Origin of the sequence: Myxococcus sp. AS-1-15 (assembly GCF_020037055.1) — a bacterium.
GTDB lineage: Bacteria > Myxococcota > Myxococcia > Myxococcales > Myxococcaceae > Myxococcus > Myxococcus fulvus.
In genome coordinates this window covers 106,655-123,215 of the sequence record NZ_JAIQDF010000021.1, presented here as the reverse complement: position 1 = coordinate 123,215, position 16,561 = coordinate 106,655, and the positions used below count along the sequence as shown (strand labels likewise).

9 protein-coding genes are annotated in these 16,561 nt (G+C 71.6%); 5 read left to right on the top strand and 4 right to left on the bottom strand.

Features of this window, described 5'->3' with window-relative positions:
• Positions 1–29: 29 nt before the first annotated feature.
• On the bottom strand, positions 30–437 hold the full coding sequence (locus tag K8625_RS39010) for a (deoxy)nucleoside triphosphate pyrophosphohydrolase (RefSeq protein ID WP_141328948.1): 408 nt from the start codon (positions 435–437) through the stop codon (positions 30–32).
• 272 nt (positions 438–709) lie between these two features.
• Between K8625_RS39010 and K8625_RS39005 the strand changes: the two genes are divergently transcribed.
• The 3 genes from K8625_RS39005 (at position 710) to K8625_RS38995 (ending at position 6,930) form a co-directional block, all read left to right on the top strand.
• Positions 710–961, top strand: a complete 252-nt coding sequence (locus tag K8625_RS39005; RefSeq protein ID WP_223747546.1) for a helix-turn-helix domain-containing protein — start codon at positions 710–712, stop codon at positions 959–961.
• A gap of 294 nt (positions 962–1,255) precedes the next feature.
• A complete protein-coding gene (locus tag K8625_RS39000) occupies positions 1,256–5,557 on the top strand; it encodes a protein kinase (RefSeq protein WP_370642028.1) in 4,302 nt (1,433 codons plus the stop codon).
• Positions 5,558–5,610: 53 nt separating this feature from the next.
• Positions 5,611–6,930 (top strand): serine/threonine-protein kinase, encoded by a 1,320-nt coding sequence (locus K8625_RS38995; RefSeq protein ID WP_223785565.1) that lies wholly within the window; start codon positions 5,611–5,613, stop codon positions 6,928–6,930.
• Here the strand turns inward: K8625_RS38995 and K8625_RS38990 are convergent, their stop codons facing one another.
• Entirely contained in the window at positions 6,931–8,310 is a 1,380-nt protein-coding gene (locus K8625_RS38990; protein ID WP_223785564.1) for a sigma 54-interacting transcriptional regulator, read from the bottom strand.
• A 34-nt stretch (positions 8,311–8,344) separates the two neighbouring features.
• Between K8625_RS38990 and K8625_RS38985 the strand changes: the two genes are divergently transcribed.
• The gene (locus K8625_RS38985; protein WP_223785563.1) at positions 8,345–9,736 is read left to right on the top strand and encodes an MBL fold metallo-hydrolase RNA specificity domain-containing protein; all 1,392 of its coding nucleotides are present in this window, start codon (positions 8,345–8,347) and stop codon (positions 9,734–9,736) included.
• A gap of 3 nt (positions 9,737–9,739) precedes the next feature.
• Here K8625_RS38985 and K8625_RS38980 read toward each other — a convergent pair whose 3' ends face one another.
• Positions 9,740–12,604 carry a hypothetical protein gene (locus K8625_RS38980; RefSeq protein WP_223785562.1) on the bottom strand — a complete coding sequence of 955 codons (2,865 nt, stop codon included), beginning with the start codon at positions 12,602–12,604 and terminating at the stop codon, positions 9,740–9,742.
• A 15-nt stretch (positions 12,605–12,619) separates the two neighbouring features.
• Entirely contained in the window at positions 12,620–14,998 is a 2,379-nt protein-coding gene (locus K8625_RS38975) for an FdhF/YdeP family oxidoreductase (RefSeq protein ID WP_223747540.1), read from the bottom strand.
• A gap of 233 nt (positions 14,999–15,231) precedes the next feature.
• On the opposite strand from K8625_RS38975, the gene K8625_RS38970 reads away from it, so the two are divergent.
• On the top strand, positions 15,232–16,491 hold the full coding sequence (locus tag K8625_RS38970) for a BON domain-containing protein (RefSeq protein WP_223747539.1): 1,260 nt from the start codon (positions 15,232–15,234) through the stop codon (positions 16,489–16,491).
• Positions 16,492–16,561 lie beyond the last annotated feature (70 nt).

The following is a 16,561-nucleotide window of genomic DNA, read 5'->3' as shown; positions in this document are numbered from 1 at the left end:
GGAGGGCCCAGGTCCAGCGGGGCCACACGTCAGGAGTCCAGGTCCAACAGCTTCGCCAGCGTCTTGGCGTCCGCGTCGGGGAAGCGGTACTGCGACATCTCCTCCAGCGTCACCCAGCGGTGGTCATGCACGCGCAGGTGGCGGATGTGGTGCTCGGCCTCGGCCAGACGGCAGCGGAACACCCGGAAGTCGATGTCGTAGGTGGGATACTCGTGGCGGGTGTGCATGGCCTGGTCGAGCACCTCCACGGCCACTCCCATCTCCTCGTGGATCTCCCGGATGAGCGCCTCGGGGTCGCTCTCCCCCTCTTCCACCCGTCCGCCGGGGAACTCCCACAGCAGGGGGAGCGACGCGGTGGGGGGGCGCTGGGTGATGAGGTAGCGTCCCTGCTCGTTCTCGAGCATCGCACCGACGACGCGGACGTGGCGACGGGCCATTCGCTTCTCCTGACTCCTGGGCAGGCCAACGAGGGAGGGGCGGCCTAACACAGCCCTCGCCCGGCGCCAATGCCACAGCCCCCATTCAGGCAGCCTAGGCACGCCCCAGGCAGGCGCCCAGCCCTCCTCCAGGGTGGCACTCCACCCTGCGCCGGGCACCCCGCCGGCCGAGGCCTCCCCGGCTCCGACTCCAGCCCCACGTCAGTGTTGGAGGCCGGGCGTCGGCGACAAAGCATGTGGTGAATTGGATGACGAGCGGGCCGGATGGCGTCATGCTCGCATCCATGAAGACGAGTCGCGCGGAAAGGGCCGAGGTGCTCGGGGCGGCACTGAAGGCCGCCCGCCAGGCAAAGGGGTTCGGCATGGAGGAAGTCGCCGAGCGCCTGGAGATGCCCGTGGAGGTTCTTTCCCGAGTGGAACGCGGGGTGATGGTGCCCACCATCTCCACCCTGGTACGGCTGTGCATCATCCTCCGGTTGGATCCGGACAATCTGCCGGAGGAGCTGCCGGAGATGAGTGACTGAGGATGCGTCCGGAAGCGCGCCGGGACGAGGGCTGATGGCCCCGACCGGCGCCTGACGGATGGACGGGGGCGTATCGGGGGAGGTCTTCCGTCCATGCCACCGAGAGGCGATGCTTCGACGGGCCCGCTCGCACGTCGGACTCTCTCTCCCCCCTCGCCGCCGCCATCGATGCGCTGTCCCGCCTGTCATCGCCGTGTGGTGGAGCACTGTCCCCTCCACCCCTCGGCCGAGCTCCCGCCGAGAGTCCCCGCGGCCCCCCTTCCGGACGTCCCGGGGTACCAGCGGGGCGTCTCCGTGGGACGAGGCGGCTTCGGGCGTGTGCTCGCCGCGCGGCGGGAGTCCGACGGCCGGCCCGTGGCCCTCAAGGTGCTGGAGCCGCTCGCCGCGGAACGATTGGCGCGGGAGCTGGAGGCACTGCGACGCATCGGCCCGCCCGTGACGCCGGAGCTGCTGGGCGAGGCCCGCACGCTGACGGGTGAGCCCGTGGTGGTGATGGAGCTGATCGCCGGGCAGACGCTCGCGCAGCGGTTGGCGGAGCTGCCCCGGTCGGGCGCGATGCCGTGGGAGGAGGCGAGGCCGGTGATGCTCGCCCTGGCGCGCGCGCTGGCGCGGGTGCACGCCGCGGCAGTGGTGCACCGCGACCTCAAGCCGGAGAACATCATGCTCTCCGGAGAGCGGCTGGTCCTGGTGGACTTCGGGCTGGCGCGCCTGGGCGCGGAGCGGGACGCGGCGCCCGCGCCGACGGTGACAAGGACCGGGCAGCGCCTGGGCACGCCCGAGTACATGGCGCCCGAGCAGTGCCTCGATGCGCGAGCCATTGATGCGCGCGCGGACCTCTACGGGTTGGGCGTCGTCTTCTTCGAGCTGCTGTGTGGGCGTCCGCCGTTCGTGGGAGACACCGCGTCGGTGCTCCAGGCGCATGTCGCCCGGAGGCCACCGGTGCTCTCGAAGCTGGCGCCGTGGGCGGTGCCGCTCGAGTTGGATGCCCTGGTGTCCCGCTTGCTGGCGAAGGCCCCGGAGGAGCGCGGGCCCGGCGCGGCGGGTGTGGCGGATGCGCTCGAAGCCGTGCCGCGGAAGGGGACCTCTGGGAGGCCACGGGGCAGCGCGACGCAGGGAGCGGGCGTGGCGGATGCGCTCGATGCCGAGACCTGGGCGAGGACCTCCGCACCGCCGCAACTCAGCTCGACGCAACGGGCGGACGTGGCGGATGCGCTCGATGCCGAGACCGGGGCGAGGACCTCCGCACCGTCGCAACTCAGCTCGACGCAAAGGGCGAACGTGGCGGATGCGCTCGATGCCGAGACCGGGGCGAGGACCGCCGCACCGCCGCAAGTCAGCTCGACGCAAAGGGTGGTCGTGGCGGATGCGCTCGATGCCGAGACCGGGGCGAGGACCTCCGCACCGCCGCAAGTCAGCTCGACGCAAAGGGTGGTCGTGGCGGATGCGCTCGAAGCCAAGACCTGGGCGAGGACCTCCGCACCGCCGCAACTCAGCTCGACGCAACGGGCGGACGTGGCGGATGCGCTCAACGCCGAGACCATTTCGAGGGCCGCAACCCCGCCACTGCTCAGCGCGACGCAAGACGCGGACGGGGTCCTGATGGGGACCTCCGCGCCAGTGCTGGAGTCTCCCGAACCGCGCACGGTCGCCACGACGGGTGAGAGCCCCCCGGGCCTTTCGGAGACCTCCGCACAACGAGCCAGGGACGTCGCCCTGCTGGGCGTCAAGACGCCGCTCGATGTCCCCACGCTGCGCGGACTGCTCACCAGCACCGGCGCGGAGCTGGCGCGCATGGAGCCGGGGCTCGCCATCTTCGCGTTTCCCCATGCGCCCCAGGTCGAGTCGGGGCTGCGCGCCGCGCTCAAGGCCGCGGAAGCCCTGACGAGCCAGCTTCCTCCCGGCTCGATGCGCGTCGTGCACCAGGCACGGCTCCGCGTGCGCGAGCGAGGTGGCCGATGGGTTCTCGGTGGCGTCGCGCTCGAACAGGTGGGCAGGTGGTGGCCCGAGCCCGCGGCCCCATCCGACACACTCCTGCTGACTGCCGAAGCGCGTGAAGGACTCGGCGCGCTCGACCCTGTCAGCACACCCACGCCATCGGACCTCGCCCCCCTCCCCATCGCCACCGTGCAGGGCCGCGACGCGGAGCTGGACTGGCTGCGCGCGGGCATCACGAAGGTGCGCGAGCAGCGCTCGCCCATGCTGCTGACCCTGCTGGGCGACGAAGGGCTCGGCAAGACGCGGCTGTTGACCGAGCTCCACGGTGAGCTGCTGACAGCAGGCGCTCTGTCCACCCTGCTGGTGGGAGCGCAGCGGGACGAAGGCAGCGCCACCGAGAGTGGCTTGGGTCACCTCATCTCCACCCTCCTCGGCCTGCCGCCAACCACCTCTTCTGATGAAGGGGTGCGCAGGCTCATCGAGAGCACGAACACGACGCTGGATCTGGCGACCGCGCATCCCGCGGCGCGCAGACAGCACCTCGCACGAGCGCTCGCGTCGCACCTGCGCCGCCGTGCCGAGGAGCGCCCCCTGGTGCTGCTCGTGGACGATGCGGAGACGATGGACCCCACCGCGCTCGACGCGCTGGAGCTGGCCACGCTCTCCGGCCTCACCTCGCCGCTTTGCATCGTCCTCACCGGACGCCCTCGACTCCTGGAGCTGCGCCCATACCTCGGTGAGCGCGCGGCGGACAGCGCCCGGCGCACGCTTGCGCCCCTCGATGACGAGGCCGCGAGCCACGTGCTGCGGCAGCTCCTGAGTCCCGTGGATGTCCCCGCGGAGAGCATGCTCCGTGAGCTGGTGGAGCGCTGTGGTGGCTCGCCGCTGCGCCTGGTGGAGACGGTCCGCGCGCTGAGGGCCGCCGGCGCCATCCGGACTCGCGCCGGAGGAGGAGGCTATCTCGCGGCGGAGGCCCTGGATGCGCTGGCCGTGGAGAGCCCGGACGAGCGCGTGGCGGAGCGCGGCCTGCTCGCCCTGCCCTCTGGGCTGCGCGCGCTGCTCCAGGTGGCGGCCGTGCTCGGCGAAGACGTGCGCTGGGAGGAGCTGTCCGCCACGCTCACCCGGCTCGACGGGAGCGCAGCGCTGGACCTCTCCCTGGACCCGGGCGTCGGACTGGAGCGACTGGCGCGGCTCGGGATGCTGGAGCCCCGAGGCCCCCGCCGCTGGCGCTTCGAGCACACCCTGTTGCGCGAGGCCTTCGCCGCGAGGCTGCCTGGAGCGCTCCGTCGCCGCATCTGCTCCGCCGCCCTGGAGGCCCTGCCCGACGCCCCCTTGCCCCGGCGCGCCCGCTGGGCCGAGGGCGCGGGCGAGACCATCCTGGCGCTCGAGCTCCACCACGCCCTGGCGGAGTCGAGCCGCCGTGGACACCGGTTGCTCGAGGCCGAGCGCCACTTCTCCGCCGCGTTGGAGTGCGCGCCTCGCGAGCATGACGTGCGTCGACTGGAGCTGCTGTCGGGCCGGGGCCGCGTCCGCTACCGACTCCAGCGCATCGACGACGCCCTCGAGGACCTGCGTGAGGCGCGGCGAATCGCCGCATCCCGAGGCGCCGTGCTGCGCGAGGCGGACCTGCTGCTGGAGGAAGCCACCGCGCTCGACTGGAGGGACGACACGGACGAGTCCACGGCCCTGCAGGAACAGGCGCTCCAGTTGCTCGGAGAGCCCGTCCCCTCCGAGCTGGCCGCGCGCCACGCCCTGGCCAAGGCGCGCGCCTTCGTGCGTCGGGAGGACATCACGGGGGCCATCGCGCCCCTCGAAGAAGCCGTGACGCTGGCGCGCTCGACGGGCGACGAGGAGACGGAGGCCATCGCCCTGGCCATGCTCGGCGCGATGCTGGGCTGGACAGGGCAGCTCGACGACGCCGAGCGCCGCTTCGCCGAGGCCATCGCACTGTGCGAGTCCACCGGAGACACGCTGCACCTGGGGGTCGCGCTCAACAACCGCCTGGTGCTCCACGTCCAGCGCCGCGACGTGGCGGGGGCGCGCACGGACCTGGAGCGCGCGGTGAGCCTGGGACGCGAGCTCGGCAACGTGCAGATAGAGCGCACCTCGGCGTTCAACCTCGCCGTGCTCCTGGGCTACCAGGGCCTCGCGGAAGAAGCCCTGCCGCTGGCCAGACGCGCGGGAGTGCTCAGCCAGCGCTGCTTCCCCCACTCCATGGCGCAGGACGCGTTGCTCGTGGCGCGCCTGTGCTGCGAGCTGGGCGACCTGTCCGAGGCCACGAAGCAGCTCGCGTGGCTCGATGAACAGGCCTCACGCGTGCGCCTCACGTCGGCGGACCAGCTCATGGGCGAGGTGGTGCGCCGCGTGGTCGCCGAGTCCTCGGCCTCGGTGCCCTACTCCCGCGAGCATTGGGAGGCCCAGGTGGAGGCCTCGCGAACACGGATGCCGCCCGATGAACGGATGGAGGTCCTCGTCTGGGCGGCGCGAGCGGCCCGTGCGGCGGGCGACGACGAAGCGTTGGGTGCCCGGGTGGCCGAGGTCGAGCAGACCGCGCATGAGGCGCCACTCTGGACCTCGCGTGTGCGAGGGCTCGAGTCGGCCGTGAAGGGCCAGTGGCCGGATGGCGCTCCCGCGAGCACGCGTGCCAAGACAGGTCCATAGGCACCCGATGGGACGTCCTGGAAGGACGCGAGCGCAGGGGATGGAGGGCCGCAATGAGTGAGTGGGACAAGCGCGAGGGCAACGCCCAGGTCGCCCTGTACGGCGACGAGCTGGAGCCCGGAGCCCTCGTCGGCGCGTGGATGGTGGAGCGGCGGGTCCACTCCGGCATCACCGCGTCGCTCTATCGCGCCATCCACCTGGACACCCGGACGCCCGCCGCCGTGAAGATCGTGCGGGCCCACCTCAACCACGTCAGCGAGGTCCTCCTGCGCTTCAAGCAGGAGGCGGACACCCTCCTGGCGCTCGACCATCCCCACATCGTCCGCGTGCTGGAGTACGGGGAGCTGCGAGACGGAAGGCCCTGGCTCGCCATGGAGTGGCTGGAGGGAGAGAGCCTGGACCGGTGGCTCTCCCAGCAAGGCCCCTTCTCGCTCGCCGAGGCCCACACGGTGATGGAGGAGCTGGGGAGCGCGCTCGCGGCGGCACACGGGCAGGGAATCCTGCACCGCGACCTGAAGGCCCAGAACGTGATGTTCCTGCCGCGCCCCGAGGGCTTCACGGTGAAGCTGGTGGACTTCGGCATCGCCAAGGTGGCGCCCCTGTCCGGAGGCACGGCGCTGACCACCGCGGGCGCGGTGCTCGGAACTCCGGTGGCGATGGCGCCGGAGCAGATCCTCGGCCAACCCGTGGACGCGCGCACGGACCTGTACGCGCTGGGCGTGCTGCTCTACCAGCTGCTCGTGGGACGCCCCCCGTTCGACGGCGAGAGCGCGGTGGAGGTCGAGGAGCAACACCTGCACGCGCCTCCGCCCCGCTTGAGCGAACACGTCCGGGTGCCCGCGGCGTTGGAGGCGGTGGTCTCACGCTGTCTGGCCAAGAGGCCCGAGGAGCGTTGGCCGGACGTGACGAGCTTCCTCGCGGCGCTCATCGCATCCTCCGACTCCAACACGTGGGCCTCGGCGCTGTACCTGGACCTGCGCTTCGCGACCTCGGACGTGGACCCGACGGACGAAGCGCTCGACGCGAGGGACGCCGCGCTCGACGCGGGCCGTGAGCTGCTGGAGTCCGAGGGGTGGACCCTGGCGCTGGAGGGAGGCAATGCCCTGCTCGCGTGGCGCGCGCTGTCCGACGAGGCGCCGGCGCGGGCGCTGGAGCAACGGGGTTGTCGGAAGCTCGCCGAGCGGCTCCTCGCGCGTGTCCTGGAGCTCGCGGGGACGGAGCTCGAGACGCGCATCTATCTGCACGCCGAGCCCGGAGCGCTCTCGACGGATGCGCGAGGCGCGCGGCAGCTCGCGGGGAGCCCCCTGGCCCGGCTCGAGGGTTGGACCACGGGTGGCGTGCCCGGCCAGGTGACCGAGCACGCGGCGCGCTAGCTACGTCCGCAGTCCGCGCTTGCGCAGCAGCCGGTAGAGGTACACGCGGTCCATCTCCGCCGCGGTGGCGGCCTGGGACACCTTGCCGTGGTGAAGCTGCATCAGCGCGTCCAGGTACTCGCGCTCGAAGATCTCGAGCGCCCTGCGACGTGCATCCGCGTAGGGCTGCTTCGGGTCCACCAGGCTCCCCATGACACCCTGGGCGCCCACGGTCTCGGTCTCGGGCGGCAGCGCGTCCTGGAACACGAGGCAGCGCTCCAGGTGGTTGCGCAGCTCGCGCACGTTGCCGGGCCACGCGGCGTGCTGGAGCTGGTTGATGAACTCGGGTGTGTTGAGCGCGGAGACCTGCTCGGGCGCGGCGCCGAAGCCCGCGAGGATGCGCTCGGCGATGGCGGGGATGTCCTCGGGGCGCTCGCGCAGCGAGGGGATGAGGATGCGCACCACCGCGAGGCGGAAGAAGAGGTCCGGCCGGAAGCGGCTCGCGTTCACCTCCGCGCGCAGGTCCCGGTGGGTCGCCGCGATGACCCGCACGTTGACGGGCTGATACGTGTTCGCGCCCAACCGGCGAATCTCGCGCTGCTCCAGCACGCGCAGGAGCTTGGGTTGCAGCTCCGCGGGCATTTCACCCACCTCGTCGAGGAAGATGGTGCCGCCGTCGGCCTCCTCGAAGGCGCCGATGCGCCGCTGGAGCGCGCCGGTGAAGGAGCCCTTCTCGTGCCCGAACAGCTCGCTCTCCAGCAGGTTGCCGGGGATGGCGCCGCAGTCGACCGTGAGGAAGGGACCGGCGGCACGCGAGCCCGCGCGGTGGATGGCCAGCGCGGCGCGGCTCTTGCCGGTGCCCGTCTCTCCCTCCAGGAGCACGGTGGCGTCACTGGCCGCGGCGCGCTCCATGAGCGCGAAGCTGGCGCGCGCGACGACGGAGGTGCCCACCAGCTCGCCGAAGGCGGTGCGCTCGGAGATCAGCAGCCGGTTGCTCTCCGCGCTGAAGTCGAAGCGAAGGCTGACGCGGCCCAGGCGCAGCACGCTGCCTCCGCGCAGGTAGGCCTCGCGCACGTGGACCCCGTCGAGCACCGTCCCGTTCAAGCTGTCGAGGTCCCGCACCCGGGCGCCATCGCGCTCGATGCGCACCTCGCAGTGGAAGCGCGAGACGGTGGGCTCGTCGATGACGAAGTCGTTGAGCCCGTGCGAGCCGATGGAGAAGGTGTCCGCGTTGGAGTCCTTGTAGACGCCGGGCTGGGGGCCTTCCAGGAGCGTGACCCGGAAGCGGCGGACCGCGCCCGTGAAGCCGGGGCGTCCGGTACCCGTGGGTCGGGTCTGCTGGGCGTCCTCGCCCTTGGAGGGTAAGCGGTCTGCCCCGGGGGGACGCTCGGAGGTACTCATGAGCATCCCACGCTAGCACGGTAGACTGGGGGCCATGGCCTCCCTCCATTTCCTCGGCGCCGCCGGAACCGTGACGGGTTCCAAGTTCCTCCTCGAGCATGACGGGCAGCAGGTGCTCGTGGACTGTGGGCTCTTCCAGGGACAGAAGGAGCTGCGACAGCGCAACTGGCAACCGCTCCCGCTCCCCGCGCGTGAGCTGGACGCCATCGTGCTCACGCACGCGCATATCGACCACACGGGTGGGCTGCCGCGCGTGATTCGCGAGGGCTATGACGGCCCCATCTACGCCACGCCCGGCACCCGGGATTTGACGGCCCTGCTGCTGCCGGACTCGGCGTACCTCCACGAGGAGGAGGCGCGCTACGCGAACAAGGAGGGCTACTCCAAGCACCACCCCGCCCTGCCCCTCTACACGGTCCCGGACGCCGAGCGCGCGGTGGGGATGATCGAGACCTTCGGCTACGAGCGGCCGAAGGAGATCCTCCCGGGCATCACCCTGACCTTCTATCGGGCGGGACACATCCTCGGCTCGGCCGTCTGTGTCTTCGACTTGAAGAGCACGCGCCAGCGCGTGGTCTTCAGTGGAGATCTGGGTCGCTATCAGGCGCCCATCTTGAGGGACCCGCAGAGCGTGGACTCGGCGACGACGCTGGTGGTCGAGAGCACGTATGGGGACCGGCAGCACCGCGAGCAGAAGCCGATGGAAGCGCTGCGGGACGCGGTGAAGGGCGCGTTCGACCGTGGGGGCGTGGTGGTGATTCCCGCGTTCGCGGTGGGGCGCACGCAGGAGCTGCTCTTCCACCTGCGCAACCTGGAGGAGGCGAAGCAGATCCCCGTGGTGGATGTATTCGTGGACTCGCCGATGGCCTGTGACGCGACGCCCGTGTACCTGGCGCACCCCGAGGAGCACGACCTGGTGATGAAGTCGCTGGTGGAGCGTGGGGCGTCACCGTTGGCGACACAGAAGACGCGGTTCGTCACGTCGGCGCAGGAGAGCAAGCGGCTGAACCTGCACGAGGGGCCGGCCATCATCATCTCCGCGTCCGGCATGGCGACGGGAGGCCGCGTGCTGCACCACCTGAAGCACCGCTTGCCGGACCCGCGCAACACGGTGTTGTTCGTGGGCTACCAGTCCGTGGGCTCGCGTGGGCGCAAGCTGCTGGATGGGGAGAAGGAGTGCCGCATCCACGGGCAGGTGGTGCCGGTGGGCGCGGAGATCCGGACGGTGAGCGGGTTCTCCGCGCACGCGGACTGGACGGAGACGATGCGCTGGATGGAGGGGTTCGACTCGCCGCCGCGCCAGACGCTGCTGGTGCACGGTGAGCAGGACGCGCTGGAGGCCCTCCGGCGGCGGGTGCAGTCGAAGGGCTGGAAGGCGTATGTGCCGGGCTACCTGGAGAAGGTGGAGCTGGAGCTGGCGGTCTGACGCTCAAGGCCGCGGCGTGCGGGTCCCCGAGTGGAAGGAGCACCGAACGACGAAGTCCGGTGCGTTCGGGGACTCGGGGGAGACGTGTTCGAGGAACGCGGTCCGCTCGTCTCCGGTCCAGAGGTTCACGAAGTCGCCCATCCACCACTGGGAGAGGGAGCGCGCGGCGCGGGCCACGGAGTCCCGGGACACGGTGGTGAGGGAGCGCTGGGCGTCCATCAGGTCACGCACCAGTCGGGCTGGGAGCATCCAGCACTCGGCGCGAGGGATGGGCGGGACGAGGAAGAGGCAGTAGGCCGAGTCGGTGCGTGACAGCAGGCCATCGACCCTCTCACGGCCGAGCCGGAAGTGAGGCAGCCACTGGCCCTCTCCACGTTGCTCCAGCTTCACGACCTGGACGAGCACCGCGCGCTCCGTGTCGACGAAGCCGTCGACCTCGGCGTTCATGATGAACGCCACCTCGGTGCCCGAGGTGCGTGAGTCCGGGACCCGGTCCGACGAGCCTCGTCTGCCTCGGCCGCGCCGCGAGCGCGCAGAGGGGTCTTCGTCGGGGAGACGTGCTTCGGAAGCGGAGGTCTCCGTGGGCGCGACCAGCGGAGGCAGCGGCTCCGCCTGGGCCGTTTCGGCGGCGGCCGAGGGCTCAGCTGCGGAGGCGTCGACCTGTGAGCCGCCGTCAACCACGCCGTCAGCGGCCGGCGTGGCGATGACCATGGAGGAGGCGCTCTCGACGACGGCCTCCACCTCCCGCGGGCCCCGTGCATCGGCGGCAGGCACAGACTCCCCGACGGCCAGTCCGTCAGAAGGCCCCTCGTTCACCTCCGCGAGCGACGTTTCGTCGGAAGCCTCGACCCGCGACAGCGCCTCCGCCTCCAACAGGCGAGAGACCTCGTCCTCCATCGACAGCGATTCGTCCCCACTCCGCGCGCTCTCATCCTCGGCCATCACGGACTCGACCACGGGAGCCCAGGAGGTCGACATGTCCAACACGCCCACCGGCCCCACCTCGGTGGCCACGAGCGCGGCTGGCGCCCTCCCCCGTCCTCGCCTCGAGGGCTTCGGCGCCTCGACCACCCGCTCCGCGACACGTCGCACCGTCAGCTCGAAATCGAGCGGCGGCGGCTGGCCCTGGGCCAGCAACGAGAACAGGTCCGCCTTCACGCGGCCCAGCTCGCCACTCAGCGCCTCGAGCAGCGAGTCCACCAGCTCCACCGTGTCCTCACGGAACCGCTCCGGATAGCGCGCCGAGAAGTCCGCTTCCACGCGAGACACCGCGCCGAACAGCAGCTCCTCCAGGTCACGGTCCCTGAGCCACGTCCGGCCACTCAGCGGCACCGCACGCGTCACGTGCAGATGCCTCAACGCATCCGTGAGTGACGCCGGAGCCACCGCGCCCGTGGGCGGCGGAGCCTTCGCGCCATCCTTCCCCGTGGCCCCCTGGAACCAGCGCTGCAGCGTCCGGACGCGCAGCCGCACCCGAGACGACGGATGGTCCTTGAGCCGCCGCACCTGTCGCCGGTCCGTCTCCGTCCGCGTCAGCGACAGCACCACGAGCTCCGCCTCGGACGACGCCGCGTCCGGCGCACACCACAGGAAGAACTCGATGGCCGCCTTCCGAGGCATGGGCTTGCGAGCAATCCGCTCCGCCACCTCGTCCCGCCACGCCGCCAGCTCATCCAACCCGGGCCGATTCTCCGACCCCAGCTTGGGCCACAAGTCCGCGCACTCCTCCGCCAGCCAGCACAGGTGCGCGAAGCCCGTCGCCATCGGCTCCAGCTTCGCCCGCATCCGCTTGCGCCGCTCGAACGCGTCCGACAAGCCCTTGCGCACCGACGCGCGGAACAGCCGCTCCTCGAGCCACACCTGCGTCAGCACCAGCCCCGGCTCACCCTTGCGCAGGTTCGCCTGACAGTGGTCCAGCACGAAGCGCACCGGTCCCAGGTCCGTCAGCGTGTCGAAGTCACTGCCCACCAACGCGCCCAACGCCCCGCGCAGCCCATCCACCGGCGGCGCATCGAAGCGCCCCAGCAGCTCGCACAGGTTCTCCACCACCGCGGGCGACCCACCCACCTCCAACGTGCGCGCCAGCAACACCCCCGCGCGAGCACACCACTCCGGCTCCTTGCGCCCGTTCGGGTAGCACGCCAGGAACCCGCGCATCGCCCCGCGTCCATCCGGAGACGTCGCCAGCGCGAACAGCCGCTCGGCCAGCACCTCCGAGGCCTCCTGCCACGGAATCCGCGAGGCCCGCGTTCGGATGTAGTCCGCCAGCTTGTCGCGCCCTGCCTCCGCCGTCGCCGGCAGCAGCATGCGCAGCTGCTCCAGCATCCCGATGGCCTTGTTCCCCGAAGCCATCACCCGCTTGAGGTCCACCTCCACCGAGTCGAGGAAGCGAAGTGCATGCCCGTCATACGTACACGGCACGTTCCCCACCAGCGACAGCAGCGAGTCCGGGTGACGCTTCAGGTACCGCGTGAGCACCGTCGACAGCGCGGCCTCGCTCTCACGAAGCACCCGCGCCGCGACCTCCGGCTCACCCGTGCCCCGCAGGATCTCCAGCATCGCGCCCTGCCGCGACAACAACCGCTCCAGCAAGCCCGCCGGCGGCGCCGCATAGGGCCACAGAAGCTCACTGCACGAGCCCACCAGGAACAACAGCTCGCCGAGCCCGCGCTCTCCCCGGGCCAGCCGCTCCCAGGCGGCGAGCTGCGCCAGCGTCCGCTCCTCCAGCGACGCCCCGCGCACCCAATCGGCGAAGGACGTGCTCCAGCGCGCGGACGCCTCCACCGCCTCCGTGGCGGGAGTGCTCGCGACTTCCTCGTAGAGCGGCCGGAGAGACTCCGGCCACGCGGCTTCACCGGGCGGGTGCATGCGCGCTCACGGACCTCATGAAGTCGAACCCTCGACGAGGGAAGGCGCCTCGACCGACGGCGCCACGGTGATGACCACGGACTTCGAGGCCGGCGTGCGGCTCTTCTCCGCGAAGCTGTCCACCGGCACCAGCACGTTCGTCTCCGGGAAGTACGTCGCCGCGCACCGCCGGGGGATGTTGTACGGCACCACCACGAATCGCCTCGCCACCCGCGTCTCGCCCCGGAAGTGGCTCGTCAGGTCCACCACCTGGCCCTCGGTGAGCCCGCGCTCCTGGATGTCCTTGGGATGCATCAACACCACGCGCCGCCCACCCTTGATGCCACGGTAGCGGTCATCCAATCCATACACCGTGGTGTTGAACTGGTCATGCGTGCGCAGCGTCATCATCATCAACTGCCCGGGCTCCAACTCCTCGCCCGGCATGGTGTGCACCGTGAAGTGCGCCTTCCCACTCGCCGTGGTGAAGCGCCCTTCCCGAGGCCCGTTCGGCAGGTAGAACCCGCCCGGCTCCTGGACGCGCCGATTGAAGTCGGCGAACCCCGGGATGACCCGGGCAATCAAGTCCCGCACCCGGGAGTAGTCCTCCACCCATGACATCCACGGCACCTTCGAGCGCGAGCCCAACACCGCCGTCGCCAGCCGCGCGACGATCACCGGCTCGCTGAGCAGGTGCTCGGACGCCGGGGCCACCGCGCCGCGCGTGGCGTGCACCACGCCCATCGAGTTCTCCACCGTCACGAACTGAGGCCCCCCCGCCTGCACATCGCGCTCCGTCCTTCCCAGGCACGGGAGGATGAGGGCGCGCCGTCCGTGGACCAGGTGCGCGCGGTTGAGCTTGGTGGACACATGCACCGTGAGCCGGGTGCGCCGCAGCGCCCGCGCGGTGAACTCCGTGTCCGGCGTGGCCGACAGGAAGTTGCCCCCGAGCGCGAAGAACACCCGCACCTGTCCCTCGTGCATGCCGTGGAGCGTGTCCACCACGTCCTTGCCATGGTGCCGGGGAGGCTCGAAGTCGAGCTCCCGCGCGAGCGCGTCCAGGAACTCGGGCTTCGGCCGCTCCCAGATGCCCATGGTGCGGTCGCCCTGCACGTTGCTGTGCCCGCGCACCGGACACAGGCCCGCGCCCGGCTTGCCGATGCTGCCGCGCAGGAGCGCCAGGTTGACGATCTCCTGGATGTTGGCCACCGCGTTGCGGTGCTGCGTCAGGCCCATGGCCCAGCAGAAGATGATGCGCTCGGAGCGGGCCAGCAGCTCCGCAGCCGCCTGAATCTGCGGTCGCGGCACCCCGCTGCGCGCCACCACGTCGTCCCAGCTCACCGCGCTCACGTTGCGCGCGTACGCGTCGAACCCGAGCGTCTTGTCCTCGATGAACCCGCGCGCCACCACCGTGCCGGGCCGCTCGGCCTCCATCTCCAGCAGCGCCTTGCCCAACCCCTGCAGCAGCGCCACGTCCCCGTTGATGCGCACCTGGAGGAACTGGCTGTTGAGCGCCGTTCCCGGGCCCAACAACTGGAACACCTCCTGCGGATGCCGGAAGCGATTGAGCCCCGCCTCGGGCAGCGGGTTGATGCTGACGATTTCGCAGCCCCGGCGCGCCGCGGCCTGGAGCGTGGAGAGCATGCGCGGATGGTTGGTGCCTGGGTTCTGGCCGATGACGAAGACGGCCTGCGCCTGCTCGAAGTCCTCCAGCGTGACGGTGCCCTTGCCGATGCCAATCGTCTCGCCGAGCCCCGTGCCGCTGGACTCGTGACACATGTTCGAGCAGTCCGGCAGGTTGTTCGTTCCGAACTGCCGCACGAACAGTTGGTACAGGAACGCCGCTTCGTTGCTCGTGCGCCCGGAGGTGTAGAAGCACGCTGCGTCGGGCGACTCCAGCGCGTTGAGCTCCTCGGCCACGAGCGCGAAGGCCTCGTCCCAGGAGATGGGCGTGTAGTGCGTGGCGTCCTCGCGCAGCACCATCGGGTGCGTCAGTCGCCCCTGCTTGCCCAGCCAGTGGTCCGACTGCGCGCACAGCTCCGCGACGCTCCACTGCCGGAAGAAGTCGGGCGTCACGCGCTCCTTCGTGCCCTCCTCCGCCACCGCCTTCGCGCCGTTCTCGCAGAACTCCGCCACCGAGCGATGCCCTGGGTCCGGCCACGCGCAGCCCGGACAGTCGAAACCGTCCTTCTGATTTACCTTGTGCAGGAGGAACGTGCCGCGCACCGGGCCCATCTCGCCCCACGCGTGCTTCATCGAGGAGACGATGGCGGGCACGCCACCCGCCACGGTGGGAGGGAGACTGACCAGGGGAGGCCTCGGCTCGTCGGGCGGTTGGACCGGTGGCAGGGGCCGGGCCAGCGCCGCGCCCTGCCCACTCCGGGTGTCCTCGTCGTCCCGCTGTGTCTCGGCCATGCCCGCCCTCTCCTGGTGCCCTCCGGACGACCGTCCGCTCGTGGCGCGCGCGACTCTACCGCTCCCGGGCCTCGCGGTAACGCCTGCTCGAAGCCCGTCGGGCCCCCGCTCCCCGCCCGGCCCACGCCCGGACGACCGACGAGGCGAGGCGGCGTTGCCGGGAACGCTCGCGGTCAAAACCCTCTGGAGGACAGGACCCCACGCGCGAGCCGGAATCCAAGGAGGCGGATGACATGAGTGGAAGGCGCCATGATGACCCCGACCGACGGGGCAAAGAGCGACACGGCCGCGGAGAGCACGAAGGCAGACGCCACCCGCGCAGCGAACACGAGGGCCCGCCTGCCTGGCGCGCCGGGGACCCGGGCCACCACCGGGGCCCGCCCCGTCACGAGCACCCTGAGCACCATGCTCGTCCGGGCCGCGACTCCCACCGCTCTGACTGGGACGCCCGGCGCGACTTCGAGCACCCCTCCCGGGACCTCGACCGCGACCGGGACTACCGCACGCTCCGAGGCGACCGGGACTCGCTCGACTATGAAATCGACCGGGACTTCGGCGACGCGGCCAGGGCGCTGGACCGGGCCCACGAGTATGGCCGGGACTTCGACCGCGACCGAGAGATGGACCGCCGCGCCCGGCACTTCGACCCGGAGCGGATTGCCCGACGACCGGGCTACAGCCCGAGCGGCACCTTCCGCGCGCTCGACGAGGATGCGCCACGACGCCACGGCCCGCCCGACGACCGGGGCGGCGCGCACCGGGCCTCCTGGAGAGACGCGCCCTCGGACTCGCTCCGTCGCGGGGACGTGAGCCCGAGCCACTCGCGCCACGGCCCGCCCGACGACAGGGGCGGCGCGCACCGGGGCCGCTGGAGGGATGCGCCTTCGGACTCGCTCCGTCGCGGGGACGTGGGGCCGGGCCACTCGCGCCAGGGGCGACGCGGCGCGGATACCTGGGATGAACCCGAGGCGTGGATGGACGAACTCCGGGAGCTGCGCCCTCGCGAGCGGCCCGCCGAGGCGGATGTGCGGCTGGGCGGCACCCAGCCCTCGGGACACGGACCGGGCGTGGAGAACATGGCGCCGCCCCGGGTGGGGTTCTCCACCAGCGCGACGCGCGCGGATGACCACGACCTGGGCCATGGTGGCTACGCCGGAGGCCCCATCCGCCCCCGCGCGCCCCAGGGACGCGGGCCCCGCGGCTACCAGCGAGGCGATGACCGCATCCGCGCCGACATCTGCGACCGGCTGATGCAGGAGTGGATGGACGCCTCGGACGTGGGGGTGCAGGTGCAGGACGGCGTGGTGACGCTCGCCGGGAGCGTGCGCAGCCGCGACGAGAAGCGCGCCATCGAGGACGTCACCGAGTCGGTGCTCGGCGTGAAGGAGGTCCTCAACCACCTGCGCCTCCACCGGAGCGAGGGCGTGGCGCGGCCTCCCACCTCCCAGGCGCCGCTCCAGGTGCCGGACGACGACGGCTCGCTGCACTCCTGAAGCGGGCTTCGGCCCCGCGCGTCATGGACGGAGCGTGCCCGTCCCCACCTCGGGGACGGGGCGCGCCCCA

Excerpts from the sequence above, each read along its gene's own strand:
- K8625_RS39010 (WP_141328948.1), bottom strand. The coding sequence starts at position 437 with ATGGCCCGTCGCCACGTCCGCGTCGTCGGTGCGATGCTCGAGAACGAG.
- K8625_RS39005 (WP_223747546.1), top strand. The coding sequence starts at position 710 with ATGCTCGCATCCATGAAGACGAGTCGCGCGGAAAGGGCCGAGGTGCTC.
- K8625_RS38995 (WP_223785565.1), top strand. The coding sequence starts at position 5,611 with ATGAGTGAGTGGGACAAGCGCGAGGGCAACGCCCAGGTCGCCCTGTAC.
- K8625_RS38990 (WP_223785564.1), bottom strand. The coding sequence starts at position 8,310 with ATGAGTACCTCCGAGCGTCCCCCCGGGGCAGACCGCTTACCCTCCAAG.
- K8625_RS38985 (WP_223785563.1), top strand. The coding sequence starts at position 8,345 with ATGGCCTCCCTCCATTTCCTCGGCGCCGCCGGAACCGTGACGGGTTCC.
- K8625_RS38980 (WP_223785562.1), bottom strand. The coding sequence starts at position 12,604 with ATGCACCCGCCCGGTGAAGCCGCGTGGCCGGAGTCTCTCCGGCCGCTC.
- K8625_RS38975 (WP_223747540.1), bottom strand. The coding sequence starts at position 14,998 with ATGGCCGAGACACAGCGGGACGACGAGGACACCCGGAGTGGGCAGGGC.
- K8625_RS38970 (WP_223747539.1), top strand. The coding sequence starts at position 15,232 with ATGAGTGGAAGGCGCCATGATGACCCCGACCGACGGGGCAAAGAGCGA.